The organism is Stenotrophomonas rhizophila, from assembly GCF_000661955.1.
GTDB classification, from domain to species: Bacteria; Pseudomonadota; Gammaproteobacteria; order Xanthomonadales; family Xanthomonadaceae; genus Stenotrophomonas; species Stenotrophomonas rhizophila.
On the sequence record NZ_CP007597.1, the window covers coordinates 3,523,392 to 3,548,775 of the forward strand.

Below are 25,384 nucleotides of genomic sequence, written 5' to 3' on the forward strand. Positions count from 1 at the left end.
CGCGATCATGCCGTTATCCCCCGCAACGCCCCTTTGGCTGCAGCCCACCCATGATCGAATTCGGACATCTCACCCACCCCGGCCTGCGCCGTGACCTCAACGAGGACACCTACTACGGCGATGGCGAACTGGCGTTGTGGCTGGTGGCCGATGGCATGGGCGGGCACGCCTGCGGCGAAGTGGCCAGCGCGCTGGCGCGCGAGACCATCGTGCGCGAGATCCGCCACGGCGCCACGCTGGCGCACGCCATCCGGGTGGCCGATGAGGAGATCATCCGCACCTCGCGCCGCCGCAACGACAGCCTGCCGATGGGCACCACCGTGGTGGCCGCGCGGGTCCAGGGCAACCGGTACGAAGTGGCCTGGGTCGGCGACAGCCGCGCCTACCTGTGGCGCGACGGCCAGCTGGCCCAGCTCAGCCAGGACCACAGCGTGGTGCAGGAAATGGTGGCCCAGGGCAACCTGACCGCCGAGCAGGCGCGCGCGCACCCGCACCGCAACGTGGTGACCCAGGCATTGGGGGTGACCGACCCGGCGCACCTGAATGTGGCCACCACCACCGGCGAACTGCGCCCGGGCATGCAGCTGCTGCTGTGCAGCGACGGGCTCACCGAGGAAGTGGAGGACACCGGCATCGCCCGCACCCTGGCCTTCGATGACGCCAGCGCGCAGGAATGCGTGGACACGCTGGTGGCGGCCGCGCTGGATGGCGGCGGGTCGGACAACATCACCGTGATTCTGGTGCGGTGCCATTGATTGAGCCGGGTCACGACCAACGGTCGTGACCTACCGGTTTATTGTGTGGATCAGGACGGCCGGTGCATCGCAGCCGGGTGGATCACGACCGGGTAGATCACGACCGTTGTGTGGATCACGACCGTTGGTCGCGATGCATTTACGCCACCGCTTCTTCCACCTTCGGCCCATCCCAGATGGCATGGCCGGCCTTCTTGCGCAGCTTGGCCAGCCGCGCTTCGTGCGCCTCCAGCTCGGACGCCGTGGCCACCACGCGCGGGCGCGGCAGCAGGCGTGAGGTATCGAAGGCCTGCGCATGCGCGGTGCCGCGCTGCCCGTCATCGGCCGAACCAAAGCCGATTTCCTCCTGGCCGGAGGTCAGTGCGATGTAGACATCGCCCAGGATCTGCGCATCGAGCAGGCCGCCGTGGAGCTGGCGGTGCGCGTTGTCCACGCCGAGCCGCTTGCACAGCGCGTCCAGCGAGTTGCGCTGGCCGGGGAAGCGCTCGCGCGCCATCTTCAGCGTATCGACCACCGTGCAGCGGTCGGTGATCTTGCCGTACTGGTCGCCCAGCAACGACAGCTCGTTGTCGAGGAAGCCGATGTCGAAGGCGGCGTTGTGGATGATCAGCTCGGCGCCGTCGATGAAAGCCAGGAACTCCTCGGCGATCTGGGCGAACACCGGCTTGTCGGCCAGGAACTCCAGGGTCAGCCCGGTGACTTCCTGCGCGCCCTGTTCGAATTCGCAGCCCGGCTTGATGTACTGGTGGTAGTTGTTGCCGCTGGGACGGCGTTCAAGCAGTTCCACACAGCCGATTTCGACGATGCGGTTGCCCTTCCGCCATTCCAGGCCGGTGGTTTCGGTATCAAGGATGATCTGACGCATGGGCTCAGTGTACCGGGCCGGCGGCGCGGATCCGGACCGCGGCGTCGCGCGCCAACTGGTCCACGCGTTCATTGTCGGGGTCGCCGGAATGGCCCTTCACCCAGCGCCAGTCGATGGTATGCATCAGCGTGGCCGCATGCAGGCGTTCCCACAGTTCGCGGTTCTTGACCGGGTCGCCGCCGGCGGTCTTCCAGTTCTTGCGGATCCAGCCCGGCATCCACTGGGTCAGGCCCTGGCGGACGTACTGCGAGTCGGTGTAGAGCACGATGTTGCACGGCTCGGTCAACGCTTCCAGCCCGGAGATGGCCGCCATCAGCTCCATCCGGTTGTTGGTGGTATGTGCTTCACCGCCGCTGAGTTCGCGCTCCTGCGCCTTGTAGCGCAGCAAGGCCGCCCAGCCGCCGGGGCCGGGATTGCCGAGGCAGGAACCGTCAGTGTGTATTTCAATTGTTTTCATTGCAGTCCAGATCAGGTCGCCACGGTGCCGTGCCATCGACGGACCGGCAGTGGCGTAGGTCCCGGCAGGGCCGGGGTGCGTTTCTCGGCGGTGAACAGGCAGGCCGCACGCAGCGGCGCGAAGCTGCGTTGGCCCGGGGCGCGGTCACGCCACATCGGCCCCAGGTAGCTCAGCCCGTCACAGGTCAGGCCCGCCTGCTCCAGGGTGTGCCGCAACCGTTGCGGGCTGCGCACCACCAGGCCGTGCTGGCGCCACTGACGGCGGTACGGGCTGAACGGATTGAGCGTGGACAGCCACAACCGCCCGCCCGGCATCAGCACCCGCTCGCACTCGCCGATCAGCTGCTCGGCATCGCGTGCGGTCACATGCTGCAGCACGATGGCGTTGACGCTCTCGTCCGGCAACGGCAGGGGCAGGCCACAGCGGGTGTCGCCGGCAAATGCTGCGCCGTCGCGGTGCAGGCGCAGGCCGCGCCCGGGAAGGTCCGGCAGGGCCGCCCAAGCGGCCGTGGGGGCCACCCACAGCCATGGGGTGACCGGGCGCTCGGCCAGCAACGGCGTCAGCCGCTGGAACTCCAACTGGCACAGCACATGTGCCGGTTCAGTATCAAACCAGGATGCGACTGACGCTTGACGGGGGCTCGGCGTGGCGGGCATGGTCCAATTCTATGCGACTCACTGCCCTACCCGCATTTGCGGACAACTACATCTGGGCGCTCGTCGCCGACGACGGCCAGGCGGTCGTGGTCGACCCCGGCGACGCCGCCCCCGTCCTGGCTGCCGCAACGCAGCAGGGATGGACCCCCACCGCGATTCTGCTCACCCACCACCACGACGACCACATCGGCGGCGTGGCGGCCCTGCAGGCCCGGTATCCGGGGCTTGCGGTGTATGCGCCCGACGATCCGCGCATCCCGATGGCTACCCACCGGGTGGCTGAAGGTGAATGCATTCAGGCAGCGGGCCAAAGGTTCCACGTAGTATCCGTGCCCGGCCACACCCGGTTCCACATCGCGTTTCACACCGCTGAACATCTTTTCAGTGGCGATGCGTTGTTCAGCCTGGGCTGTGGCCGCATGTTCGAAGGTACGCCGTCCCAGCTGCTGGCATCCCTGCACAAGCTGGCGTCCCTGCCCCCGCACCTGCTGTTGTGCTGCGGGCACGAATACACCGTGTCAAATGCCGTCTTCGCGCGGCATGTCGACCCCACCAACGCTGCGTTGCTGCAGCGCCATGAGGAGGCCCTGGCCATGCGCCGCGATGACCGTCCTACGCTGCCCGTGTCACTGGCCAGCGAGCTCCACTGCAATCCGTTCCTGCGTACCGGAACGCCGTCGATCCAGCAGGCCGTCAGTGCCCACCTGGGTCGCCCCGTCACCGATGAAGTCGATGTCGTCGCAGGCTTGCGCGGCTGGAAAGACGGATTCGGTACATGAGCCGGCGATTGTTGCCGCTCGCGCTCGGCCTGGCGCTGTCCCTGGCCGGTGGCGCGAGCGCCCAGTCGTTGAGTGCGGGAATGTCGCAGAACGTGGCCGGGCTCTCCCAGCTGCCCCTGGACCCCGCCGCCCTGCCGCCGGTATCGGTGCGCAACGGGCAGGAAATCTTCGCCAGCTTCCGCGATGGCCTGGCCGAACCCACCTGCAACGCCGAGGCCACCAGCCCGCGGTGGCAGAAGCAGTTCGCGCATGCCCCGTCACGGCTGGCCAATACCGATGACGATGCCCTGGTGCTGTTTGGCTACGTGGTCGAAGAACTGCGCCGGTCCAACCTGCCCACCGAATTCGCGCTGATTCCGTTCGTGGAAAGCGGCTACCGGCCCAATGCCCGCAATGGCAGTGGTCCCGCCGGGCTGTGGCAGTTCATCGCCACCACCGCCAAGAACCACCGCGTACAGATGACCCCGGGCTACGACGGTCGCCTGTCTGCGGTGGATTCCACCCAGGCCGCGGTGCGCTACCTGAAGACCCTGCACGGCATGTTCGGCGGCGACTGGCGCCTGGCCACCATGGCCTACAACGCCGGCGAGTACCGGGTGCTGCAATCGCTGCGCAAGGCCGGCATGAACGCGCAGAACGCGCGCCCGGCCGAGTTGCCGGGGCTGTCGCCGATCACCTATGCCTACGTCGAGAAGCTGCACGCCCTGGCCTGTGTGCTGGAAAACGCCGAAACCAAGCCAGGCGTGATGGCCTCGCTGGACCGCACGGTGCCGGTGCTGAAGGGCCACACCCTGCCCGCGGGCACCAGCGTCCAGCAGTGGGCCGCACAGCGCTCGCTGGACCCGGCGCGGATTGCCCGGCTCAACCCGGCACTGGCGAGCGGCAAGGGCCGCCCCAGCGGCCAGGTGACGGTGCTGGCACCGGCCACGCACGCGCCGGTCGACGCCAGCGCAGCCGTGATGGCCGCCGTGGCCGCCGTGGAGTCCCCGGACCGCACCGAGACCGCGCCGGCCGCCAAGGCCACTGCGCCGACCGCGCGCGCGGCCCGGACCGTGGCCAGCAGTGCCGACCGGCCGCGCAACCGCCGCCACACCGTGCGCGACGGCGAGTCGCCGTGGACCATCGCGCGCCGCTACGGCATGCCGCTCAAGGCGCTGTTGTCGCTGAACGGGCTTACCGGCAGCAGCGTGCTGAAGCCGGGGGCGGTGTTGCGCGTGGAAGATTGATACGACGCGCCGGCCCGGCCGGCCTGATCGGTTCGATGCGGTACCTACGATGCCCGGCCTTGCCGGGCATCGTCGTTTCCGGCGCCCGGCATGGTGCGGGTCTGCCGCGGACGGCAGCGCCGGTTCGGGTCATGCCAACATCGCGCTGATCGGCTGGGTCTGCAGCCGGCTGGGGCGCGCCCCTACCGGGATAGCGAGCGTGCGAGCCATCAGGTGCGGCCGACAGGTTGCGCCGCGATGGATCCAGCCTCGGCCGCCGTGCGCCCCGGCCGCCCACCAACCCCGGCCCAAGGCGCGGCGGCGGCGCATGACCGCCGCCGGCGACGCATTGGCCATCGGGCCTGCCCACAACGCAGAAGGCCCGGCAATGCCGGGCCTTCTGCTGCCACTGCAACCGGATCGGTTACAGGTTCGCCTCTTCGGTCTGCACCTTGTAATGCTTGCGCATCGCGTCGATGTAGGCCTTGGCGGCGGCCATGCCATCGATCTGGTTGAGCTGATCGGTGAAGGCCTTCTTCTGCTCCGGCTGGATCTCGGCCAGGTTGGCCGGATTGACCTTGTTCACCGCAAAGACCAGGTAACGGCCCTGCATGGCGACCTTGCCGTAGCTCGGCTTGCCGTCGGCCGGCAGTGCCGCGGTGAACACGGCGCGGTTGATTTCCGGGGTCGGCACCGGCTGGGTACGCGGCAGGCCCGGCAGCGGGGTCACCTGCAGCTTGTCGCTGACGGTGAGGGCCTGCAGGGTCTGGCCGGCCTTGAGCTTGGCCAGCACCGCATCGGCGGCCTTCTCCGACGCCACACGGACACGCTCGCCACGGATGGCGGCAATCACCTGTTCACGCGCCTTGGCCAGCGGCATCGCCTGCTCGGGGCTGTGATCGGTGACGCGGATCATCACGGTGTGGTTCGGCTCCAGCTCGATCGGATCGCTGACGGTGCCGTCCTGGGTGAGCACGTCGGAGAACGCGGCGCGCAGCACGGCCGGGTTCGCCGCGATGCCACTGGCGGTGGTGCGGGTGAACGGCCCCAAGGTCTGGACCGGCAGGCCCATGTCCTTGGCCGGGCCTTCCAGCGAGGTCGGGTTCTTGTACACCAGGTCGACCAGGCGGCCGCTCAGGTCGGTGAACGCACGCTCGTTGTCGGCCTTGAGTGCCTCGGCGGCGAGCTGGTCGCGCACCGCTTCGAACGGACGGCCTTCGCCGCCCTTCTTTTCGCGCAGCAGCAGCACGTGGTAGCCGAAGTCGGTCTTGACCGGCCCGGTCACTTCGCCGGCCTGCATGTTGAACAGCGCGTCCTCGAACGGCTTCACCATCGCGCCACGCTCGACCCAGCCCAGATCGCCACCGTGTTCCTTGGAACCGGGGTCTTCGGAGTTGGCCTTGGCCAGTGCGGCGAAATCGGCACCGGGCTTGCGCGCGTCGGCGGCAATGCGGGTGGCCTTCTCTTCGGCGGCCTTGAGCTTGGCCGGGTCGCTGCCATCGGCGGCGATCAGGATGTGCGAAGCCAGGCGCTGTTCCGGGGTGGCAAACCGCGCCTTCTCGTCTTCATAGCGCTTGCGCAGGGCAGCTTCGTCGGCTGGGGCGGCCGCCGGCAGGTTCGCACCGTTGATTTCGACGTATTCGAGCGACACGGTTTCCGGCTGGCGGAAATCCTTGGTGTGGCTGTCGTACCACTGCTTGATCTGCGCGTCGGTCACCTCGGCGGTGTCGGCGGGCAGTTCCGGCAGCGCGGCCAGTTCGACGTCGCGGGTTTCGCCCAGCAGCTTGAGCAGGCGCTCGGCTTCGGCGGCGGTGGCAAAACCGGACACCTGCAGCGCTGACGGAATCACCGACTGCTGGATGCTTTCGCGCACCAGGGCCTCGAACTGGGTCGGGGTACGCGGCGGATTGCCACCGGCCAGCGCGAGGCGATACTGGTTGTCGTTGAACTTGCCGTCCGCGCCGATGAAGGCCGGGATCGCGGCGATGTATTCGCGCACGGCGTTGTCGCCGATGACGATGCCGGACTGTTCACCGGCCAGGCGCACGACCTGTTCGTCGATCATCTGGTCCAGGACGGCGAGCTTGTTTTCGGTGCTTTCAAACTCGCGCGGGTCGAAGTTCTCGCCCTGCTCCTGGCGCGCCTGCTGGCGGGCCTGTTCGAAACGCACGCGGAAATCCTGCGAGCTGATCTCGTGGTGCTGCCACAGGAACGACATCGGCCACCACGACGGCGCCGAGCGCCACCAGGTCGGCGGTGCCGCCACCTTGGCCACGTTCTGCGCACCCACGCCACCGAGGTAGCTGGAGTCGATCACGAACAGGAACGGAATCATCAGCAGCCCCAGGATCACGGTAACGATCCAGCCCGAGGTCTTGTCGCGAAGTTTCTGCAGCATGGGAAAAATCATGGCCTGAGTGGCGAGCCGGGCAGTGTAACCCGCTTCCGGCGTGGCTCCAAAACCATCGCGGGCAGGCGCGGCGTCGCCATCGCAACGGCTGCGGGCCGCCGGATGTCGCCATCACACCGATCCCGGCAGGGGCCGCTGGCCGCGACGCGGTTGACGCCGCCGCGGCACACAGAACTGTTTCTTCTGCCAGCGACTGTTGGTGGATCGGGCACTGGGCCCCATGCCCTTTCCTGCGAATGTCCCCCGGCGTCGGCCTGCGGCCGCCCCCTCCTCCTTTATTTCGCCTCCAAGGGCATGGGGCCCAGCACCCGACCCACCAACGGGAGCCAGAGATGCCTCGCTCCGGGGCTGTCCGCATGCCGAGCCCCGTAGCGGCCGGTAGGCCCCTGGGCAAAATAAAGGAGGAGGCCGCCAGGCCGGGGGACATTTGCGCCAGGGGCCTACCGGCCGCTGCGGGGCCCTCACGTTCGCAGTAGTCCCTAACGGAGCCGCGACCCGATCCACACCGTCGCCTGGACAACCAAGACGCACGTGCACGGATGCACGCCATCTGCGCCGGACGTTGCAACACGACGCTCCCGTCCGTGGGAAAAAACCAAAAAAAAAGCCCCTGGTTTGCACCAGGGGCTCTTCAAAGATTGGCGGAGCGGACGGGACTCGAACCCGCGACCTCCGGCGTGACAGGCCAGCATTCTAACCAGCTGAACTACCGCTCCGCGCTTGAAACTTTGCAGGCGCTCATTCTATCCGAAGATATTCAGAAAACCTACCCCGAAGACTGCTTTTTTCGAGGATTTTTTTAAAACTGGCGGAGCGGACGGGACTTGAACCCGCGACCTCCGGCGTGACAGGCCAGCATTCTAACCAGCTGAACTACCGCTCCGCATTTAACTTTTTCAGCCGACCAACGGTCTGCTTTACCAGCTGACCAACGGTCAGCTCTACCATCGGCGGAGAAAACAAGGCCCCCGATTGCTCAGGGGCCTTCTTGAAACTGGCGGAGCGGACGGGACTTGAACCCGCGACCTCCGGCGTGACAGGCCAGCATTCTAACCAGCTGAACTACCGCTCCAAATCTCAAACGTTTACTGCGGTGCTGTGGTGGGTGCTGAGGGTTTCGAACCCCCGACCCTCTCCGTGTAAAGGAGACGCTCTACCGCTGAGCTAAGCACCCCAGCAAGCCGCTTAGTTTACGGCATCCTTCAGGGCTTTGCCAGCCTTGAACGACGGATTGTTCGATGCAGCGATCTTGATGGTGTCGCCGGTCTTCGGGTTGCGGCCGGTGCGGGCAGCACGCGCGCGAACCTGGAACGTACCGAAGCCCACCAGCGTCACAGCGTCACCGCCCTTCAGGGCCTTGGTGATGGAAGCGATGACGGCATCGACGGCGCGGTTGGACTCGGCCTTGGTCAGGTCGGCGGCCTCGGCAACGGCGTCGATCAATTCGGTCTTGTTCATTCTGTACAGCTCCTTTGGCGGGGATTCCGCATGTTCGACAGTGAAGCATCCGACCCAGACTGCGGCCGGATGCCAGTGAAGTTCTCGATTCGCCGACGTCAGTGCGTACTGACTCGCGAGTGGTGCTTTTATACCAGTGGACCCCTACCCGCGCAAGCTGAAAAGCCAATAACGACGCGGGTTTCGGGCATTTCGACAGCACACGTCAATGCTTGACGCGCGTGTTGGAAGCTGTCTTGCTCTTGCCGCGCACTGTGACGCGCGCCCCATCCTTCTTGGCCTTCTTCGGGGTGAGCGGCGTCTCCAGGGCCAGGTCCAACACTTCTTCGATCCACTTCACCGGGATGATCTTCAGATCACGGGTAACGTTGGCCGGGATGTCCGCCAGGTCCTTGCGGTTCTCCTCGGGGATGATCACCGTGGTGATGCCGCCACGCAGCGCGGCCAGCAGCTTCTCCTTCAGCCCGCCGATCGCCGTGACGCGGCCACGCAGGGTGATCTCGCCGGTCATCGCCACTTCGGCCCGGATCGGCACCTTGGTCAGCGTGGACACCAGCGAGGTCACCATCGCGATGCCGGCACTGGGGCCGTCCTTGGGGGTGCTGCCGTCCGGCACGTGCACATGCACGTCGTGCTTCTGCAGGAACTCGTTGTCGATGCCCAGCCGCTCGGCGCGCGAACGCACCACCGACAGGGCGGCCGAGGCCGATTCCTTCATCACGTTGCCCAGCTGGCCGGTCAGGATCAGCTGGCCCTTGCCCGGGACCAGGGTCGATTCGATCTGCAGCAGGTCGCCGCCCACTTCGGTCCAGGCCAGGCCCGTGACCAGGCCAATCTCGTTCTGTTCCTCGGCGCGACCGAAATCGACCCGGCGCACGCCCAGGTACTTGTCCAGGTTCTTGCCGGTGACCACCACCAGTGCCTTCTTCTTCGCACCGGCCTTCTTGCTGGCCTTGGCCGGCTTGGGCAGACCGGCCGGGCCGGCCAGCGCGATTTCCTTGACCACCTTGCGGCAGATCTTGGCCACTTCGCGCTCGAGGTTGCGCACGCCCGATTCGCGCGTGTAGTAGCGCACGATGTCCTGGATGGCGTCGGCTTCGATCTCCAGTTCCTCCGGCTTCAGGCCGTTGGCCTTGAGCTGCTTGGGCACCAGGTAGCGCATGGCGATGTTGAGCTTTTCATCCTCGGTGTAGCCGGGGATGCGGATCACTTCCATGCGGTCCAGCAGCGGGCCGGGAATGTTGAGCGAGTTGGAGGTCGCCACGAACATCACTTCGGACAGGTCCAGGTCCACTTCCAGGTAGTGGTCGTTGAACGCGTTGTTCTGCTCGGGATCCAGCACTTCCAGCAGCGCCGACGACGGATCGCCACGGAAGTCCATCGACATCTTGTCGATTTCGTCCAGCACGAACAGCGCGTTCTTGCTGCCCACCTTGTTGAGGTTCTGCACGATGCGGCCCGGCATGGAACCGACATAGGTGCGACGGTGGCCGCGGATTTCGGCCTCGTCGCGCACGCCGCCCAGGCTCATGCGCACGAACTTGCGGTTGGTCGCCTTGGCGATGGACTGGCCGAGCGAGGTCTTGCCCACGCCGGGCGGGCCGACCAGGCACAGGATCGGGCCCTTCATCTGCTTCACGCGCGACTGCACCGCCAGGTATTCCAGGATGCGGTCCTTGACCTTGTCCAGGCCGAAGTGATCGGCATCCAGCGTGTCCTGCGCGGCCTTGAGGTCCTTGCGCACCTTGGTGCGCTTCTTCCACGGCACGCCCAGCAGCCAGTCCAGGTAGTTGCGCACGACCGCCGCTTCAGCGGACATCGGCGACATCTGCTTGAGCTTATTGAGCTCGGCCTTGGCCTTGGTTTCCACCGGCTTGGGCATGCCCGCCTCGGCGATCTTGCGGGCCAGTTCGTCCAGCTCGCCGGGCGCATCGTCCAGGTCACCCAGTTCTTTCTGGATGGCCTTCATCTGCTCGTTGAGGTAGTACTCGCGCTGGCTCTTTTCCATCTGCGACTTCACGCGGCCGCGGATGCGCTTTTCCATCTGCTGCACGTCGATTTCGCCGTCGACCAGGCCCACAAGCATTTCCAGCCGGTCGCCGATCTGCAGGGTTTCCAGCAGGCGCTGCTTGTCGGCCAGGCGCACGCTGATGTGCGCGGCGATGGTGTCGGCCAGGCGCGCCGGTTCATCGATGCCGGCCAGGGTCTGCAGCAGCTCCGGCGGCAGCTTGCGGTTGGTCTTGACGTACTGCTCGAACAGCGACATCAGCGACCGGGCGATCGCTTCGATCTCGCGCGGCTCGCGCGACTCGTCCGATTCGATTTCGGTGGCGATGCCCTGCAGCGCGCCGTCACGCTCGGTCACCTGGGTGACGTTGACCCGCGACAGGCCCTCGACCAGCACCTTGATGGTGCCGTCGGGCAGCTTCAGCAGCTGCAGCACCTGGGCCAGCGTGCCCACCTGGTACAGGTCGGCGGCGGTGGGATCGTCGGTCTCGGCCGACTTCTGCGCCAGCAACAGGATGCGCTTGTCCGCCGCCATCGCCTGTTCCAGCGCGTGCATGGACTTGTCGCGGCCGACAAACAGCGGAATGACCATGTGCGGGAACACCACCACGTCACGCAGCGGCAGTACCGGCAGGTCGAGAGTCTCAGTTGGGGAACGGGCCATGTGGGCTCCAGTGGAACAGTGGGGATGGCCTCCGGGCGCCTCGCCCGGATACAAAAAAAGCCGATGGCCTCGTTATGGGGCCATCGGCTTCTAGATGCAAGCTGTTCTGAAAAACTTCTATCAATTCAATTGCTTGAACCGATTATTCAGCACCAGCCGCCTTCTGTTCAGGCGCCGGTGGCGTCTGGTAGATCAGGTACGGCTCGGACTTGTGCTCGATCACCGATTCATCCACCACGACCTTGCTGACGTTCTCGGCCGACGGCAGGTCGTACATGGTGTCCAGCAGGACCGATTCGACGATGGTACGCAGGCCACGGGCACCGGTCTTGCGCTTGAGCGCCTTGCGGGCGATCGCGGCCAGGGCGTCGGGGCGGAACTCCAGCTCGACGTGTTCCATCTCGAACAGCTTCTTGAACTGCTTGGTGATGGCGTTCTTCGGCTCGGTGAGGATGCGCACCAGGGCGGCCTCGTCCAGCTCTTCCAGGGTCGCAACCACCGGCAGGCGGCCGACGAATTCCGGGATCAGGCCGAACTTGATCAGGTCTTCCGGCTCGACTTCGGCCAGCACCTTGCCGATTTCCTGCTTGCGCTCGGCGCTCTTGACCTTGGCACCAAAGCCGATGCCGCCCGAATCGTTGGAACGCGCCTGGATCACCTTGTCCAGCCCGGCAAATGCACCGCCGCAGATGAACAGGATGTTCTTGGTGTCCACCTGCAGGAATTCCTGCTGGGGATGCTTGCGCCCGCCCTGCGGCGGCACGCTGGCCACGGTGCCTTCGATCAGCTTCAGCAGGGCCTGCTGGACGCCTTCGCCGGACACGTCACGGGTGATCGACGGGTTCTCGCTCTTGCGCGAGATCTTGTCGATTTCATCGATGTAGACGATGCCCTGCTGTGCCTTCTCGACGTCGTAGTCGCACTTCTGCAGCAGCTTCTGGATGATGTTCTCCACGTCCTCGCCCACGTAACCGGCTTCGGTCAGCGTGGTGGCGTCGGCCATGGTGAACGGCACGTTGAGCAGGCGGGCCAGGGTTTCGGCCAGCAGCGTCTTGCCCGAACCGGTCGGGCCGACCAGCAGGATGTTCGACTTGGCCAGTTCGACCTCGTCGTTCTTCTGCCGGCTCTCGATGCGCTTGTAGTGGTTGTACACAGCCACGGCCAGCGTGCGCTTGGCCCGGTTCTGGCCAATCACGTACTGGTCAAGGACCTCGAGGATCTCGCGCGGCTTGGGCAGCGAACTGCGCGCCGACTGCGCCTTTTCCTCAAGTTCTTCACGGATGATGTCGTTGCACAGCTCCACGCACTCATCGCAGATGAACACGCTCGGGCCCGCAATCAGCTTGCGCACCTCATGCTGGCTCTTTCCGCAGAAAGAGCAGTAGAGGATCTTGCCGGTGTCCGTGGAACGACCTTGGCGGTCTTCGCTCATGCTTCGCTTACCCAGTTACCCCACCCGCTGAACGGGGGTTCGATTCGAGAATAACACAGGGTCGGGGGGACACCAGTCCGCCCGACCCTGCGGAAACAAGCCGGTTTGCCGGCCTGGATGCGTCATCACGCCGGGGTGATCGACTCTTCCGGACGGCGTTCAAGCACCTGATCGACCAGACCGTAAGCCACCGCATCGGCGGCGCTCTTGAAGTTGTCGCGCTCGGTATCGCGCGCGATGGTCTCCAGCGACTGGCCGGTGTGCTTGGCCAGCACCTCGTTCAGGCGCGAGCGCAGGGTCAGGATTTCACGGGCATGGATGTCGATATCCGTGGCCTGACCCTGGAAGCCGCCCAGCGGCTGGTGGATCATCACCCGCGAGTTCGGCAGCGCATACCGCTTGCCGGCCGCGCCGGATGCCAGCAGCAGCGCGCCCATCGAGGCGGCCTGGCCGACGCAGATGGTGCTCACGTCCGGCTTGATGTACTGCATGGTGTCGTAGATCGCCATGCCGGCGGTGACTACGCCACCGGGCGAGTTGATGTAGATGCTGATGTCCTTTTCCGGGTTGTCCGCTTCCAGGAACAGCAGCTGCGCCACCACCACGTTGGCCATGTGATCGTCGATCGGGCCAACCAGGAAGATCAGACGCTCTTTCAACAGGCGCGAATAGATGTCATAGGCGCGCTCGCCGCGGCTGGTCTGTTCGACCACCATCGGAACCATGTTCAGGGCTGTGGTTCGGTTGTCCATTAGTGAGGCACCTATTTTGGGGGGAACAACCCCGCGCCGGGGCGCGGGGCGTAAAACGCGGGCCGCTTACTGGCGGATCGCGTCCTGGAACGACAGCTGTTCTTCGGTGTGCTGGGCGCGCTCGGCGATCCAGTCGATCACCTGCTCTTCCATCACGCGATTCTGCAGCCCACTCATCAGCTGGGGGTCATTGCGGTACATCTCAATGACCTGCTCCGGCTCTTCGTAGGTCGAAGCGATCAGGCGCATGGTTTCATTCAGGCGCTTGGGATCCAGGCGCAGGTCGTTCTTGCGGGCCACTTCGCCCACCAGCAGGCCGACCAGCACGCGCTTGGCGGCGGCGTCCTTGAAGCCTTCATGGGCATCGGCCGGGATTTCGCCCGGGTTGCGGCCGCTGCGGCGGATCTGCTCGATCTGCTGGCCCAGCATGGCACGGGCTTCGTTCTCGACCAGGCGCGGCGGCATTTCCACCGACGCATAGGCGGCGATCAGCTGCTCGCCCACTTCACGGCGCAGGCGGTTCATCAGGGCGCCCTTCAGCTCGCGCTCCAGGTTGGCGCGGATGTCCTTGCGGAACTGCTCCTCGTCACCGCCCTTCACGCCGAAGCTCTTGATGAAGTCTTCGTCCACGTCCGGCAGCACCGGGGCGGAGACGTCCACGGCCTTGACCGTGACCTTGACCTGCTTGCCGGCCAGGGCCGGCACGCGCCAGTCAGCCGGGAATTCGACGTCCAGGGTCTTTTCTTCACCCTTGGTCATGCCGACCAGGCCCTGCTCGATCTGCTCGAACATCATGCCCTGGCCCACGATCACGCTGCCCTTTTCGCTGCCTTCGGCCGGCAGGCGCTCATCGCCGGCCTGGGAGAAGGTTTCCAGCGCGACCAGGTCGCCTTCCTGCGCGCCACGGGTGACCGGGCTCCAGCTGCGGCGCTGTTCGCGCAGGTTGGTGATCATCTGGTCGATGTCGGCATCGCTGATGTCGGCGGTGTGGCGCACCACGGTCAGCTTGCTGACGTCCACGTCGCCGAAGTCCGGAATCAGCTCGACGGTGGCCACGAAGGAGAATTCGCCTTCCTCGCCCTTGTCGATGCGCGGGGTGCCGGCGATGCGCAGCTCGTGCTCACGCAGGGCGGCATCGAAGGTCTCGCGCAGCAGGCCGTCGACGGCTTCGCTGCGGACCTGCTGGCCGAAACGCTGTTCGATCACCTTGGCCGGGATCTTGCCCGGGCGGAAGCCCTTGATCCGCGCGGTGCGGGCGATTTCGCCCAGACGGCCACTGATGTGGGTCTGCAGGCGGTCTTCCGGCAGCGAGAAGGTCAGGCGGCGTTCCAGATTGCCAGTGGATTCGATCGAAGCTTGCATGTTGACTCCTGCCACCGGCGGCAACGCCCCCGGCACGATGTGATGGATGGAACGGGTTTAGAACGCGGGGTCGTTGACGCGCATGCCCGCCGCAGCCCTGTAGTTTCGCCGATAACGGCCAGCGCCGCCAGCGCGGGCCGGGCGCGGCCGTGAAGGCGCACCAGGGCAGCATGCCGCCGTCTCCCGGGATCCGGGACGTGCCCATCGTCATGGTGCCGGCCAGCGCCGGGAATGGGATGGTGCGAAAGGGGGGACTCGAACCCCCACGCCTTGCGGCACTGGAACCTAAATCCAGGGCGTCTACCAATTCCGCCACTTTCGCGAGCTGATGCTCAGCCCACCATTGTTGCAGGGCCGGAGGCAAAGAAAAAGCGCTGACCGCGTCACCGGCAGGCAGCGCGCCACCCATTCAGGCCTCTGGCCGGCCCGGCGGTGCGGACGGCGCGGGCATGGGCGCGGCGGGCATGGCCTCCAGCAACCGCTGCGCCAGCGCGCGGTAGATGGGCTGGCGGCAGACCAGCGAGGACGCCGCGCGGGCCAGCAGCACCGCCGCCAGGATCGGCAGCAGCATGTCGGTGTTGTCGGTCAGCTCCATGGAGATGACCGCCGAGGTCAGCGGCGCCTGGGTGACGCCGGTGAGGTAGGCACACATGCCCAGCAGCACCACCGCCGACGGGTCCACCCCGGGCAGCAGCGCGGCCAGGTTGTGGCCGATGCCGGCGCCGACGGCCAGCGCGGGCGAGAACAGCCCGCCCGGGATGCCGGCGATGTAGGACACCAGATTGGCGGCAAGCTTCATCAGGCCGAATTCGTGTCCGACCAGCGCCTGCCCCTGTACCAGGCCGCGGGCCTGCTCGTACCCGGTGCCGAACGCACCTGCGCCGAACACCAGCCCCAGCAGTGCCAGCAGCAGCCCGCACGCGGCGGCGAACAGCACCGGCCGCGCCGCCCGCGCCCGCCCCAGCCAGCGCGGGTGGCCGTCCATCGCAGCCAGCACCACGCGGCTGAAGAGGCCTCCGGCCAGGCCACCGACCACCCCGCACAACAGCACTGCCAGCCAGCCCATGCCGAGCGGCAGCGCCACATCGACCCGGCCGAAATAGGTGTAATTGCCCAGCAGGCCCAGCGAAACCACGCCGCCGACGATCACCGCGGTCAGCAGCGCGCCCGAGAAGCGATGCTCCAGACGCCCGGACAGCTCCTCGATGGCGAACACCACGCCGGCCAACGGGGTGTTGAACGCCGCCGCGATACCCGCCGCACCACCGGCCAGCAGGAAATGGCCGGCATGGCGCGGGTCGCGGAAACCCAGCGCACGCCCGATCACGTACATCAGGCTGGCCCCGACGTGCACGGTGGGGCCTTCGCGCCCAACCGACGCCCCGCCCAGCAACGCCAGCACGGTGAGCCCCAGCTTGCCGGCGGACACCGGCAGCGACAGGTTGCGCTGACGGAACGCGGCATCGGGCTTGTCCAACGCGGCGATCACCTGCGGAATGCCGCTGCCGCGGGTGGGCCTGAGCGCACCGTGGGTGAGCCAGGCCAACAGGGCGAACACGGCCGGGGTGAGCAGCAGCGGCCACCACGGCGAGGCGTCGTAGATGCGCCGGAACAGCGCGAATGCCGCATCGCTGGCCTTGGCGAACAGGATCGCGGCCAGCGCCACGGCCACGGCCCCGCCCCACAGCGCCAAACGTTCGAACCATTGCTGCCGCGAGCCGAGCCAGCGCGTGCGCGACGAAGGTGACGGGGTATCCATGCCGATAGTGTTCCACCGGGCCGATCCACGCGATGTGCAGTGACTGGCGGCAGCGGCGGCCGAATCAGTCGATTGGCACGGCCTGGGCGGGCTGGACGTCACCCTCGGCAAGGTCGGTACGCAGCACGGTCTGCGCATAAGGATTGGCCGGCGCGCCGGCGACCGGAATGGCAGGCACGAACGTACCCGGCGCCATGTCATGGCGAACCACGGTGGTGGCGTACTGCGCCTGGACCGCCAGTGGCGCAGTTTGGGGCGGCGTGTCGGCTGCCAGCGCGGTACCGGCAAAGGCGGCCAGCATGAGTCCGGCGAAGGTGGGAAGAGTCATCGTTGCTGCCCTCGAACAAGCGCCGTTGGCGCGTTACGTCGAGTGAAACGCGTCTGCCGGGCGCAGACCGTGCGCGGCGTTGCAGGTTGGGAAAACGCCGTGACGTGTTCGGCGCGGTGGGCGGCGGGAGGTGATGGCCCCCGTGCGCGATGGAGATCTTGGCGCGCGTCGGGTGGCTGCCGAGCGTGGCTCGGCACTACCGGTTGCGTAGCGCGCGAACGCCGGGCAAGAAAAAAGCCGCCTGGCGGACCAGGCGGCTTCTGTCTTGGTGGGCTGTCAAGGATTCGAACCTTGGACCTATTGATTAAGAGTCAACTGCTCTACCAACTGAGCTAACAGCCCGAAAATCGGGAGGCGAATTATGCTGGATTTCCCGCCGGGGATGCAAGCACTTTTTCTAAACGGATGAGAAACAGCACCCCGCGGTAGAGCCGGGCTCTGCCCGGCTGGCGGAGTCGCGATCCTGCTCGGTTTTCCGTGGTTGCCGAGCGCTGCTCGGCACTACCAGTGCTCGCGGAATCGCAGGCAAGAAAAAAGCCACCTGGATAACCAGGTGGCTTCTGTCTTGGTGGGCTGTCAAGGATTCGAACCTTGGACCTATTGATTAAGAGTCAACTGCTCTACCAACTGAGCTAACAGCCCTGAAAACTCAGACGCACATTGTAACGCGTGTGTCGTCTTTTGCAACCCTGATTCACTTTCGGCGAACCAGTTTCAAATCAGTGGGGTGGCTGAGGGGACTCGAACCCCCGACCTCCGGAATCACAATCCGGAACTCTAACCAACTGAGCTACAGCCACCACTGAAACCTTTGCTTCCTGACGCATGCACCTGATGGTGCGCCCGACAGGAATCGAACCTGTAACCGCCGGCTTAGAAGGCCGGTGCTCTATCCAGTTGAGCTACGGGCGCCCTGGCTGGATTATCGCATTTCAATCCTGTTTTGAGCAGGCTTGGTCGGGGTAGAGGGATTCGAACCCCCGACATCCTGCTCCCAAAGCAGGCGCGCTACCAGACTGCGCTATACCCCGGCGGTTTGATCCCTCGAGGTTCCCCCCGAAAGAGTCGGCTATTGTGGGAATGTGCGCGGCATCTGTCAACGCTTTTTTCACGTTGTCGTGCATGCCCCGATCCGGCAACAGCGTATCGGCTATTCTCGGCACAGCGGCCGGATGGTCGGCACCCTACCCTTCAAGGAGATTGGCAATGCGCAGCGGCAACCCCGCACTTTCCGAATCGACGTTCCTCGACCTGGCCAGCGGCTCGGTGGTGACTTCGCCCGATCAGGTGATGACCATCAATGGCACCGTCAACAAGACCGGCGTGCTGTTGCTGCTGACCGTGCTGACCGCGGCGTACGCGTGGAGCCAGGCCATCGACGCCTCCGGCCTGCCCACCTCCAGCGCCATGCTGTACGCGATGGGCGGTGCGATCGGCGGCCTGGTGCTGGCGCTGGTGACGGTGTTCAAAAAGGAATGGTCGCCGGTGACCGCGCCGATGTACGCGCTGGTGGAAGGCCTGTTCCTGGGGTCCATCTCGGCCCTGTTCAACGCCAAGTTCCCGGGCATCGTGATGCAGGCGGTGATGCTCACCTTCGGCACGCTGTTTGTGATGCTGGCCGCTTACCGCAGCGGGCTGATCAAGGTCACCGAGAACTTCAAGCTCGGCGTGGTCGCCGCGACCGGCGGCATCGCGCTGCTGTACCTGGCCTCGTTCGTGCTGGGCTTCTTCAACATCAACATCCCGATGATCCATGAAGGCGGCTGGGTCGGTATCGCCTTCAGCCTGTTCGTGGTGGTGGTGGCCGCGCTGAACCTGGTGCTGGATTTCGACTTCATCGAAACCGGTGCCGAAGCACGCGCACCGAAGTACATGGAGTGGTACGGCGCGTTCGGCCTGATGGTGACGCTGGTGTGGCTGTACGTGGAATTCCTGCGCCTGCTGTCGAAGATCCAGCAGCGCTGAATCACCGCCAGGGAAACACCCAAGGGCGCCTTCGGGCGCCCTTTTTCATGCGCCGGCCTGGCGGGCCAGCAGCGTGGGCACTGCCGAGGCCAGCAGCGCCACGCCCGAGGCGGTCAGCAGGCCCAGCACGATCTGGCGGAAGCGCGCTTCGCTGATGCCGATGTAGAGACGGGCACCGAGCAGCGTCGGCACCAGCATGGCCGGCGCGACGATGGCGAAGTACGGCAGCATCTGGCGGGTGACCACGCCACTGCCCAGGTACACGCCCATGGTGACCAGCAGCATGGACAGGTTGAAGTTCTGGATGACCGCTCGCTGCTCGTCCTTGCCGAAGCCGCGCAGCGTGGCCCAGAGCGTTGGCACCGGCCCGGCGAAGCCACCGATGCCGCTGAGCACACCACCGGCCATGCCGGCCACCGTGTCGCCCAGGCGACCACCGACGGTGATCGGCGGCAGGGAACGCGCCATCAGCATCACCGGGCACCACAGCGCAAGAAACCCACCCAGCAGCGCCTTGAACCACGCCATGTCCAGGTGCGGCAACACCGCCACGCCAAGTGGGATGCCTGCCAATCCGCCCAGCACGAACGGCAGCAGCAGCCGCAGGTTGAAGCCACGGCGTACGGTGAACACCGCCAGCAACTGACCCACCAGCGCACCGAACACCGACAACGTGGCCGCCAGCCGCGGGTCCAGGGTCCACGCCCAGAACGACATCGCCACCATGCCGAACGCAAAGCCCGACAGGCCCTGCACGAACCCCGCCACGATCGCGCCCAGCGCGACCACCAGATACACCGAATCCATTCACGCGTCCCGTTGCTGTGCGACCGCTAGGCGGCCGCGCTGACCAGCCCAGCGTAATGCGCGGCCAGGTAGTCCACCAGCGCGCGCACCTTCGGTGCCAGCGAACGGGCGTGCGGGTACAGCGCGAAGTAGCGCCGCTCACCGGCATGCCATCCCGGCAGCACGCGGATCAGGCGACCGGCGCGCAGGTCGTCCTGCACGGTCAACGCGGTGAACAGGCTGATGCCCATGCCCGCCTGCACGGCGGCGTACAGGGCGGGCGTGGCATCCACGCGCAGGCGCTGGCCGGCTTCCACGCTGGCCCGTGCACCCCGCGGCCCGTGCAGGTGCCACGGGGTGCTGGCGGCGCCGGGCTGGAACGCCAGCAGCGTATGGGCGTGCAGGTCTGCCACCTGGCGCGGCAAACCATGCCGGGCCAGGTAGGCCGGTGCGGCCACCAGGATGCGCGGGCAGCAGGCCAGCTCGCGCGCCACCAGTTGGCTGTCGGGCAAGGTGGCGGCAATGCGCAGGGCCATGTCGAAACCGCCACCGACCACGTCGACCAGCTGGTCGTCGGCGCACAGGTCCAGCGACACCTGCGGATAGCGGGCCAGGAAACCGGGCAACCAGTGCGCCAGCTCCTGGCTTGCAACGACCTGCGGCACGCTGATCCGCACCCGGCCGCTCGGCGCTGCCTGCACGGCGCGGGCGCGGTCGTCGGCCAGTTCCAGCCGCTCCAGCAAGGCCACGGCATCGCGGTAATAGTCACGCCCGGCCTCGGTCAGCGACAGCCGCCGGGTGGTGCGATCGAGCAACCGGACCTGCAGGTGCTCTTCCAGCTGCCGCAGTTGCCGCGACATGGACGAGTGGGTGGTCCCCTGCCGCTCGGCGGCCGCACTGAAGCTGCCGGCCTCGACGATGGCGCGCAGCGCGCGCAGGGCGGCGAAGTGGTCCATCGACAGGCAGCTCCAGGTGGGTGGCAGGACCCGCGGTTGCGGGCCCCGCCAGCTTATCAAGCGCCGTTGCCGGCCTCGCGCACCGGCAGGGCCAGGATCGCGTCGGTGGCCATGACATCGCCGAACGCATCCTGGATCTGCGCCAGCGACGCCTCGTGCAGCGCGCGGTGGCCGATGCGCTTGCCATCGGCCAGGTCCAGGTCGCGGCTGGCACTGGCGTCGGACGCCACGAGGACGCGATAGCCGCGCGGCGCGGCCGCCGCGTCGCGGGCGGCACCGACGACGCAGGCATGGGTCTGCAGCCCGGTGATGATCAACGTGTCGATGCCGGCGTCCTTGAGCGCCTTGTCCAGCACTGCGGCCGAGGCACCGGCGAAGACGCTGACGTTGTCCTTCTCAATGACGGTTTCGCCACTGCGCGGCTGCATGTCGCGATGGAAGGCGACGTTGACGCTGCCCTGCGCGAACAGCGGCGCGCCCGCCGGCAGCACATGCTGCACGTGGATGACGCGGATGCCGTGGGTATCGGCGAAGTCGACCACGCGGCGGGTCTGGCGCAGTGCGGCCACGCCGTCGGGAATGACCATGCGGCCCCCGGCAAAGCCTGCCGCGGCATGGGCATCGAAGTATTCGTTCTGGACATCGATCACCAGCACGGCGGTCTTGGCGGCGTCCAGCGCGGCGATCGCCGGGGCACCGGCCAGGTGGCGGATGGTGGGATGGGCCGGTTCGGCGGCTGCCACCGGGGCGGTGGCAGCCATGCCGGCCAGGCTGGCAAGGCTGAAGGCGGTGAGGTTCATCGTGGTGTTCCTGCGCGTGGAAAGTGGGCACAGAATGCTGCGCGGATTGCGCACCAACCAGCCCCCTGATCGCACAGAATCTGTGCCCAATTCGCACAGATAACGTCCCAGGCCCCCAACGCAACGGGGCGCCCGAAGGCGCCCCGCTGTGGACTCTGACGATGTCGACCGACCGCTTACAGGCGGCTGGCGATGGCCTGGGCGAAGCCCATGGTGTTGCCGGTGCCGCCGAGGTCGCCGGTCAGCGAATCCTTGGCTTCCAGGGTGGCGACGATGGCCTTGCGCAGGCGCTCGGCGTTGTCGGTCTGGCCGACGTGGTCCAGCATCTGCGCGGCTGCCAGCAGCAGCGCGCACGGATTGGCCTTGCCCTGGCCGGCGATGTCCGGCGCGGTGCCGTGCACGGCTTCGAAGATGGCCGCGTTCTCACCGATGTTGGCACCCGGGGCCAGGCCCAGGCCGCCCACCAGACCAGCGCACAGGTCGGAGATGATGTCGCCGAACAGGTTGGTGGTCACGATGATGTCGAACTGTTCCGGACGCATCACCAGCTGCATGCAGCAGTTGTCGACGATCATTTCCTGGAACTCGATGTCCGGGTACTTGGCCGCCACTTCGCGCGCCACGGCCAGGAACAGGCCCGAGGTCGACTTGATGATGTTGGCCTTGTGCACGGCGGTGACCTTCTTGCGGCCGGTGCTGCGGGCCAGCTCGAAGGCGTAGCGCACGATGCGCTCGGAGCCCTTGCGGGTGATGCGGGTACCGGAGAACGCGGTCTCGCCGTCGGCCGACACTTCCTGGCCTTCGGCCAGGTAGGCGCCTTCGGTGTTCTCACGCACGGTGATCAGGTCCACGCCGTCGCCGAAGCGCGACTTGGTGTTCGGGAACGACACGGCCGGACGCACGTTGGCGTACAGGTCGAAGTGACGGCGCAGGCTGACGTTGATCGAGGTGAAGCCGCCACCGACCGGGGTGGTCAGCGGGCTCTTCAGGGCGATCTTGTTGCGTGCGATCGATTCCAGCGTGGAAGCGGGCATCAGGTCGCCGTGCTTTTCCAGCGCGACCAGGCCGGCGTCGGCGTCTTCGTATTCAAAGCCGGTGTCCAGCTTGCCGAGCACGAACAGGGTAGCGTCCATGATCTCCGGGCCGATGCCGTCACCGCGGATGACCGTGATTTTCTGCGTCATTGATGTGTATTCCGAACCGAGGGGGAGCGCCGTCCGTCAGCTACGCGGAGCACGGGCGCAAGGGAAGTTTCATCGGCAATTATGCCTGACCCGCCCAACGGACCCAAATCCGCCATTGGTAGTGCCGGCCGCTGGCCGGCAACCAGACAGCCCCACACAGCGGCAGCCAGCGCGCCACCGGTAGCCACCGACCGTTGGTCGGTGGGCACCCAATGCCGAACATGAACAGAAACCCGCCAGCGCGTCGCCGGCGTCATCAGGGAGGGCAGCGCGGCGGCCGCCCCGACCTCAATGTTCGTGAACAGCCGGCGCGGCGGCGCCGCCTTCGAGCTGGTCCAGGAAATCGACCGCGCGGCGCAGGTGCGGAATCACGATGGAGCCGCCGACCACCAGGCCCACCGAGAACGTCTCGAAGAACTCCTCGCGGGTCACCCCGGCGTCCTTGCACTGGGCCACGTGGTAGCTGATGCAGTCATCGCAGCGCAGCACCATCGAGGCGACCAGGCCCAGCAGCTCCTTGGTCTTCACATCCAGCGCGCCGGCCTGGTAGGTCTGGGTGTCCAGCGCGAAGAAGCGGCGGACCACCTGGTTGGGCTCGCCCAGGATGCGCTGGTTCATGCGCTGGCGGAATTCGGTGAACTCGGCGATGCGGTCCTTGCTGCCGTCGTCGGCCGCGCTCACGCCTGGCCCTCGCCGGCCAGCAGCGGTTCCAGCTTGCCGGCCCGGTGCAGCGCCATCATGTCGTCATAGCCGCCCACGTGAACGTCGCCGACGAAGATCTGCGGCACGCTGGTGCGGCGGGTCTTGGCCATCATCTTGTCGCGCTCGACCGGGTCCAGGTCGATCCGCACTTCGGTCCAGTCGCGCCCCTTGCTCTTCAGGAAGTTCTTGGCGGCCACGCAGTAGGGGCAGACGGCGGTGGAATAGATGGTGATGGCGGGGGCCCCACCCGGGTTGGACGCAACATCTTGGCTCACGGGAAACTCCACGGACAAACGAGTGTCTGTATATGGTAGCTGGCCGCTGGTTTTTCCATGTCATGACCGCAACACTGTGGATTAACCGCAGATTGGCATGGGGCCTGTCACGCTGCCGCCCTGGTTCCCCGCCCTGCCCGTCCTGGAGCTTCACTTGCGCCCTCTGCTGCTCTCCGCCGCGCTCACCCTCGCCCTGGCCGCGCCGTTGGCCTCGGCCCAGGACTCCAAGCTGCCGGACATCGGGTCGTCGGCCGGGGAACTGCTGACCCCGGCGCGCCAGGCCGAGTACGGCGGGATGATGCTGCGCGAACTGCGCAACTACGGCTTCCTGCTGGACGACCCGCTGGTGGACGACTGGCTGCAGAACATCGGCACCCGGCTGGGCTCCAACAGTGCCCAGCCGCGCCAGTCCTACACGTTCTTCATGCTCAAGGACCGGCAGATCAACGCCTTCGCCACGCTGGGCGGCTATGTGGGGGTCAACGCGGGCCTGGTGCTGACCGCCGAACGCGAGGATGAGGTGGCCGCAGTGCTGTCCCACGAAATCGCCCATGTCACCCAGCAACACGTGCTGCGCGGGGTGGAGCGCGCCCAGCGCGACCAGATCCCGATCCTGCTGGGCATGCTGGCGGCGGTGGTCGCCGCGCAGCAGGCCGGCGGCAGCTCCTCCGGCGATGCGACCATGGCCGCGATCACCTCGGGCATGGGCCTGATGCAGCAGCGCCAGATCAACTACACCCGCAGCAACGAATCCGAAGCCGACCGTCTGGGCATCCGCACGCTGGCCCGCAGCGGCTACGACGTGGATGCGATGGCCGGCTTCTTCGAACGCATGTCCGCCTCGATGCGCGGCAACGCCGGCGGCTACTCGGTCCCCGACTTCCTGCAGACCCACCCGGTCAACACCACCCGCATCAGCGAGGCCAAGTCCCGCGCCGAGCAGATGAAGAAGGACACCGTGCTGCTGACCACCGAGGTTCCCGGTGGGGTCCGCCAGGAACGGGTGAACCCCGCCGACCCGGCCCTGTCCGACCCGATCGTGCGACGCGGCAACCCGCTGCTGCCGGCCTCGATGCAGCTGTCGGTGAATGCCCTCAGCCGGGGCGCCAGCGGCCAGTTCGAATGGGCGCGCGAACGCCTGCGGGTGCTCAGCGCCGATACGCCGGGCGACGTGGTGCGCGAGTACGAAAACCTGCAGCGCGCGCAGAAGGACGGCTTGAGCCCGGCGCAGCGCTACGGCCTGGCCCTGGCACGGCTGCGCAACAGCGGGGCCGCGCAGGCCCGTACCGACCTTGTCGCGCTGCTGGGCGACCATCCCGACAACCTGTGGGTCGCGGTGGCGCTGGGCCAGGCCGAGTCGCGCGCCGGCCAGGCCGCCCAGGCCAACGCCCGCTTCGAGACGCTGCTGCGCCAGCACCCCGGCAGCCGCCCGGTGGCCCTGACCTACGCCGAAATCCTCAACGAGCAGGGCGGCCGCGAGGCCGGCCAGCGCGCGCAGGCGATGCTGCGCCCGCTACTGTCGCAAAGCGGCAATGATCCGGTGTTCCAGCTGCGTTATGCCCGGGCCAGCGAACTGGCCGGCGACACCGTACGGGCCAGCGAGGCGTACGCCGAGGCGGCCTACCTGAACGGCCGGCCGGAGCAGGCGCTGATCCAGCTGCAGGCCCTGAAGAAGCAGCCCGGGCTGGACTATGTCGGCCGCGCGCGGGTGGATGCGCGCATCGAGACCATCACCCCGACCGTGCTCGAAATGCGCCGCCAGGGCATCAGCGACCCGGAGCTGGAACGGCGTTGAGCCGGCGACCGCGCTGCCGGCAGATGACCAGC

Annotated in this window: 22 protein-coding genes and 10 tRNA genes; 5 read left to right on the plus strand and 27 right to left on the minus strand. The window is 66.8% G+C overall.

What is annotated here, in order from left to right; all coding sequences use genetic code 11:
• The first annotated feature begins 50 nt into the window (after positions 1-50).
• A complete protein-coding gene (locus DX03_RS15315) occupies positions 51-755 on the plus strand; it encodes a PP2C family protein-serine/threonine phosphatase (protein WP_038690130.1) in 705 nt (234 codons plus the stop codon).
• 139 nt (positions 756-894) lie between these two features.
• Here DX03_RS15315 and dnaQ read toward each other — a convergent pair whose 3' ends face one another.
• Genes dnaQ through DX03_RS15330 form a run of 3 tightly spaced genes read right to left on the minus strand, consistent with a single transcriptional unit; the run spans position 895 to position 2,733 of the window.
• Positions 895-1,620, minus strand: a complete 726-nt coding sequence (dnaQ, locus tag DX03_RS15320; protein WP_038690132.1) for a DNA polymerase III subunit epsilon — start codon at positions 1,618-1,620, stop codon at positions 895-897.
• Positions 1,621-1,624: 4 nt separating this feature from the next.
• Positions 1,625-2,077: a ribonuclease HI gene (gene rnhA / locus DX03_RS15325; protein ID WP_038692460.1), complete on the minus strand. Its 453-nt coding sequence runs from the start codon at positions 2,075-2,077 to the stop codon at positions 1,625-1,627.
• An 11-nt stretch (positions 2,078-2,088) separates the two neighbouring features.
• Complete coding sequence (locus DX03_RS15330; RefSeq protein ID WP_038690134.1) at positions 2,089-2,733, minus strand: methyltransferase domain-containing protein; 645 nt, start codon at positions 2,731-2,733, stop codon at positions 2,089-2,091.
• An 11-nt stretch (positions 2,734-2,744) separates the two neighbouring features.
• Between DX03_RS15330 and gloB the strand changes: the two genes are divergently transcribed.
• Both gloB and DX03_RS15340 read left to right on the plus strand, forming a co-directional pair.
• Positions 2,745-3,512, plus strand: a complete 768-nt coding sequence (gene gloB, locus DX03_RS15335; RefSeq protein WP_038690136.1) for a hydroxyacylglutathione hydrolase — start codon at positions 2,745-2,747, stop codon at positions 3,510-3,512.
• Positions 3,509-4,738 carry a lytic transglycosylase domain-containing protein gene (locus DX03_RS15340; protein ID WP_038690138.1) on the plus strand — a complete coding sequence of 410 codons (1,230 nt, stop codon included), beginning with the start codon at positions 3,509-3,511 and terminating at the stop codon, positions 4,736-4,738. Before gloB ends, DX03_RS15340 begins: the two co-directional genes overlap by 4 nt.
• A 403-nt stretch (positions 4,739-5,141) precedes the next feature.
• Here the strand turns inward: DX03_RS15340 and DX03_RS15345 are convergent, their stop codons facing one another.
• From DX03_RS15345 to DX03_RS15430, 18 genes are all read right to left on the minus strand, one after another.
• Positions 5,142-7,115, minus strand: a complete 1,974-nt coding sequence (locus DX03_RS15345; protein WP_038690140.1) for a peptidyl-prolyl cis-trans isomerase — start codon at positions 7,113-7,115, stop codon at positions 5,142-5,144.
• A 651-nt stretch (positions 7,116-7,766) separates the two neighbouring features.
• Positions 7,767-7,843, minus strand: a tRNA-Asp gene (locus tag DX03_RS15350).
• 90 nt (positions 7,844-7,933) lie between these two features.
• A tRNA-Asp gene (locus DX03_RS15355) sits at positions 7,934-8,010 on the minus strand.
• A 112-nt stretch (positions 8,011-8,122) separates the two neighbouring features.
• A tRNA-Asp gene (locus DX03_RS15360) sits at positions 8,123-8,199 on the minus strand.
• A 27-nt stretch (positions 8,200-8,226) separates the two neighbouring features.
• Positions 8,227-8,301: transfer RNA gene (locus tag DX03_RS15365), tRNA-Val, on the minus strand.
• A gap of 11 nt (positions 8,302-8,312) precedes the next feature.
• Positions 8,313-8,585, minus strand: coding sequence for an HU family DNA-binding protein (locus DX03_RS15370; protein ID WP_038690141.1), 273 nt, complete (start codon positions 8,583-8,585; stop codon positions 8,313-8,315).
• Between the two features lie 205 nt (positions 8,586-8,790).
• A complete protein-coding gene (gene lon, locus DX03_RS15375) occupies positions 8,791-11,256 on the minus strand; it encodes an endopeptidase La (RefSeq protein ID WP_038690143.1) in 2,466 nt (821 codons plus the stop codon).
• 142 nt (positions 11,257-11,398) lie between these two features.
• A complete protein-coding gene (clpX, locus tag DX03_RS15380) occupies positions 11,399-12,688 on the minus strand; it encodes an ATP-dependent Clp protease ATP-binding subunit ClpX (protein ID WP_038690151.1) in 1,290 nt (429 codons plus the stop codon).
• A gap of 125 nt (positions 12,689-12,813) precedes the next feature.
• The gene (gene clpP / locus DX03_RS15385; RefSeq protein ID WP_038690153.1) at positions 12,814-13,440 is read right to left on the minus strand and encodes an ATP-dependent Clp endopeptidase proteolytic subunit ClpP; all 627 of its coding nucleotides are present in this window, start codon (positions 13,438-13,440) and stop codon (positions 12,814-12,816) included.
• A 66-nt stretch (positions 13,441-13,506) separates the two neighbouring features.
• Entirely contained in the window at positions 13,507-14,802 is a 1,296-nt protein-coding gene (gene tig, locus DX03_RS15390) for a trigger factor (RefSeq protein ID WP_038690156.1), read from the minus strand.
• A 237-nt stretch (positions 14,803-15,039) separates the two neighbouring features.
• Positions 15,040-15,124, minus strand: a tRNA-Leu gene (locus tag DX03_RS15395).
• An 87-nt stretch (positions 15,125-15,211) separates the two neighbouring features.
• Positions 15,212-16,561: a chloride channel protein gene (locus tag DX03_RS15400; RefSeq protein WP_038690158.1), complete on the minus strand. Its 1,350-nt coding sequence runs from the start codon at positions 16,559-16,561 to the stop codon at positions 15,212-15,214.
• A 64-nt stretch (positions 16,562-16,625) separates the two neighbouring features.
• A complete protein-coding gene (locus DX03_RS15405; protein ID WP_185753366.1) occupies positions 16,626-16,889 on the minus strand; it encodes a hypothetical protein in 264 nt (87 codons plus the stop codon).
• 266 nt (positions 16,890-17,155) lie between these two features.
• A tRNA-Lys gene (locus tag DX03_RS15410) sits at positions 17,156-17,231 on the minus strand.
• A gap of 224 nt (positions 17,232-17,455) precedes the next feature.
• Positions 17,456-17,531: transfer RNA gene (locus tag DX03_RS15415), tRNA-Lys, on the minus strand.
• A gap of 81 nt (positions 17,532-17,612) precedes the next feature.
• Positions 17,613-17,689, minus strand: a tRNA-His gene (locus DX03_RS15420).
• A gap of 35 nt (positions 17,690-17,724) precedes the next feature.
• Positions 17,725-17,801, minus strand: a tRNA-Arg gene (locus DX03_RS15425).
• A 42-nt stretch (positions 17,802-17,843) separates the two neighbouring features.
• Positions 17,844-17,920: transfer RNA gene (locus DX03_RS15430), tRNA-Pro, on the minus strand.
• A 175-nt stretch (positions 17,921-18,095) separates the two neighbouring features.
• On the opposite strand from DX03_RS15430, the gene DX03_RS15435 reads away from it, so the two are divergent.
• Positions 18,096-18,854: a Bax inhibitor-1/YccA family protein gene (locus DX03_RS15435; protein WP_038690162.1), complete on the plus strand. Its 759-nt coding sequence runs from the start codon at positions 18,096-18,098 to the stop codon at positions 18,852-18,854.
• 45 nt (positions 18,855-18,899) lie between these two features.
• Here DX03_RS15435 and DX03_RS15440 read toward each other — a convergent pair whose 3' ends face one another.
• The 6 genes from DX03_RS15440 to grxC form a co-directional block, all read right to left on the minus strand.
• Entirely contained in the window at positions 18,900-19,661 is a 762-nt protein-coding gene (locus tag DX03_RS15440; protein WP_038690164.1) for a sulfite exporter TauE/SafE family protein, read from the minus strand.
• 26 nt (positions 19,662-19,687) lie between these two features.
• Entirely contained in the window at positions 19,688-20,596 is a 909-nt protein-coding gene (locus DX03_RS15445) for a LysR family transcriptional regulator (protein ID WP_038690166.1), read from the minus strand.
• A 56-nt stretch (positions 20,597-20,652) separates the two neighbouring features.
• Entirely contained in the window at positions 20,653-21,396 is a 744-nt protein-coding gene (locus DX03_RS15450) for a cysteine hydrolase family protein (protein ID WP_038690168.1), read from the minus strand.
• 176 nt (positions 21,397-21,572) lie between these two features.
• Positions 21,573-22,580, minus strand: coding sequence for an isocitrate dehydrogenase (locus DX03_RS15455; protein ID WP_038690170.1), 1,008 nt, complete (start codon positions 22,578-22,580; stop codon positions 21,573-21,575).
• A 288-nt stretch (positions 22,581-22,868) separates the two neighbouring features.
• Positions 22,869-23,261, minus strand: coding sequence for a carboxymuconolactone decarboxylase family protein (locus DX03_RS15460; RefSeq protein WP_038690172.1), 393 nt, complete (start codon positions 23,259-23,261; stop codon positions 22,869-22,871).
• The gene (grxC, locus tag DX03_RS15465; protein WP_038690174.1) at positions 23,258-23,557 is read right to left on the minus strand and encodes a glutaredoxin 3; all 300 of its coding nucleotides are present in this window, start codon (positions 23,555-23,557) and stop codon (positions 23,258-23,260) included. The genes DX03_RS15460 and grxC overlap by 4 nt, the downstream gene beginning before the upstream one ends.
• A 154-nt stretch (positions 23,558-23,711) precedes the next feature.
• Here grxC and DX03_RS15470 point away from each other — a divergent pair, with 154 nt between their 5' ends.
• Positions 23,712-25,352, plus strand: a complete 1,641-nt coding sequence (locus tag DX03_RS15470; protein ID WP_038690177.1) for a M48 family metalloprotease — start codon at positions 23,712-23,714, stop codon at positions 25,350-25,352.
• Positions 25,353-25,384 lie beyond the last annotated feature (32 nt).

What these genes read in the sequence shown, in the direction of transcription:
- DX03_RS15315 (WP_038690130.1), top strand. Translation starts at nt 51, where the DNA reads ATGATCGAATTCGGACATCTCACCCACCCCGGCCTGCGCCGTGACCTC.
- dnaQ (WP_038690132.1), bottom strand. Translation starts at nt 1,620, where the DNA reads ATGCGTCAGATCATCCTTGATACCGAAACCACCGGCCTGGAATGGCGG.
- rnhA (WP_038692460.1), bottom strand. Translation starts at nt 2,077, where the DNA reads ATGAAAACAATTGAAATACACACTGACGGTTCCTGCCTCGGCAATCCC.
- DX03_RS15330 (WP_038690134.1), bottom strand. Translation starts at nt 2,733, where the DNA reads ATGCCCGCCACGCCGAGCCCCCGTCAAGCGTCAGTCGCATCCTGGTTT.
- gloB (WP_038690136.1), top strand. Translation starts at nt 2,745, where the DNA reads ATGCGACTCACTGCCCTACCCGCATTTGCGGACAACTACATCTGGGCG.
- DX03_RS15340 (WP_038690138.1), top strand. Translation starts at nt 3,509, where the DNA reads ATGAGCCGGCGATTGTTGCCGCTCGCGCTCGGCCTGGCGCTGTCCCTG.
- DX03_RS15345 (WP_038690140.1), bottom strand. Translation starts at nt 7,115, where the DNA reads ATGCTGCAGAAACTTCGCGACAAGACCTCGGGCTGGATCGTTACCGTG.
- DX03_RS15370 (WP_038690141.1), bottom strand. Translation starts at nt 8,585, where the DNA reads ATGAACAAGACCGAATTGATCGACGCCGTTGCCGAGGCCGCCGACCTG.
- lon (WP_038690143.1), bottom strand. Translation starts at nt 11,256, where the DNA reads ATGGCCCGTTCCCCAACTGAGACTCTCGACCTGCCGGTACTGCCGCTG.
- clpX (WP_038690151.1), bottom strand. Translation starts at nt 12,688, where the DNA reads ATGAGCGAAGACCGCCAAGGTCGTTCCACGGACACCGGCAAGATCCTC.
- clpP (WP_038690153.1), bottom strand. Translation starts at nt 13,440, where the DNA reads ATGGACAACCGAACCACAGCCCTGAACATGGTTCCGATGGTGGTCGAA.
- tig (WP_038690156.1), bottom strand. Translation starts at nt 14,802, where the DNA reads ATGCAAGCTTCGATCGAATCCACTGGCAATCTGGAACGCCGCCTGACC.
- DX03_RS15400 (WP_038690158.1), bottom strand. Translation starts at nt 16,561, where the DNA reads ATGGATACCCCGTCACCTTCGTCGCGCACGCGCTGGCTCGGCTCGCGG.
- DX03_RS15405 (WP_185753366.1), bottom strand. Translation starts at nt 16,889, where the DNA reads ATGACTCTTCCCACCTTCGCCGGACTCATGCTGGCCGCCTTTGCCGGT.
- DX03_RS15435 (WP_038690162.1), top strand. Translation starts at nt 18,096, where the DNA reads ATGCGCAGCGGCAACCCCGCACTTTCCGAATCGACGTTCCTCGACCTG.
- DX03_RS15440 (WP_038690164.1), bottom strand. Translation starts at nt 19,661, where the DNA reads ATGGATTCGGTGTATCTGGTGGTCGCGCTGGGCGCGATCGTGGCGGGG.
- DX03_RS15445 (WP_038690166.1), bottom strand. Translation starts at nt 20,596, where the DNA reads ATGGACCACTTCGCCGCCCTGCGCGCGCTGCGCGCCATCGTCGAGGCC.
- DX03_RS15450 (WP_038690168.1), bottom strand. Translation starts at nt 21,396, where the DNA reads ATGAACCTCACCGCCTTCAGCCTTGCCAGCCTGGCCGGCATGGCTGCC.
- DX03_RS15455 (WP_038690170.1), bottom strand. Translation starts at nt 22,580, where the DNA reads ATGACGCAGAAAATCACGGTCATCCGCGGTGACGGCATCGGCCCGGAG.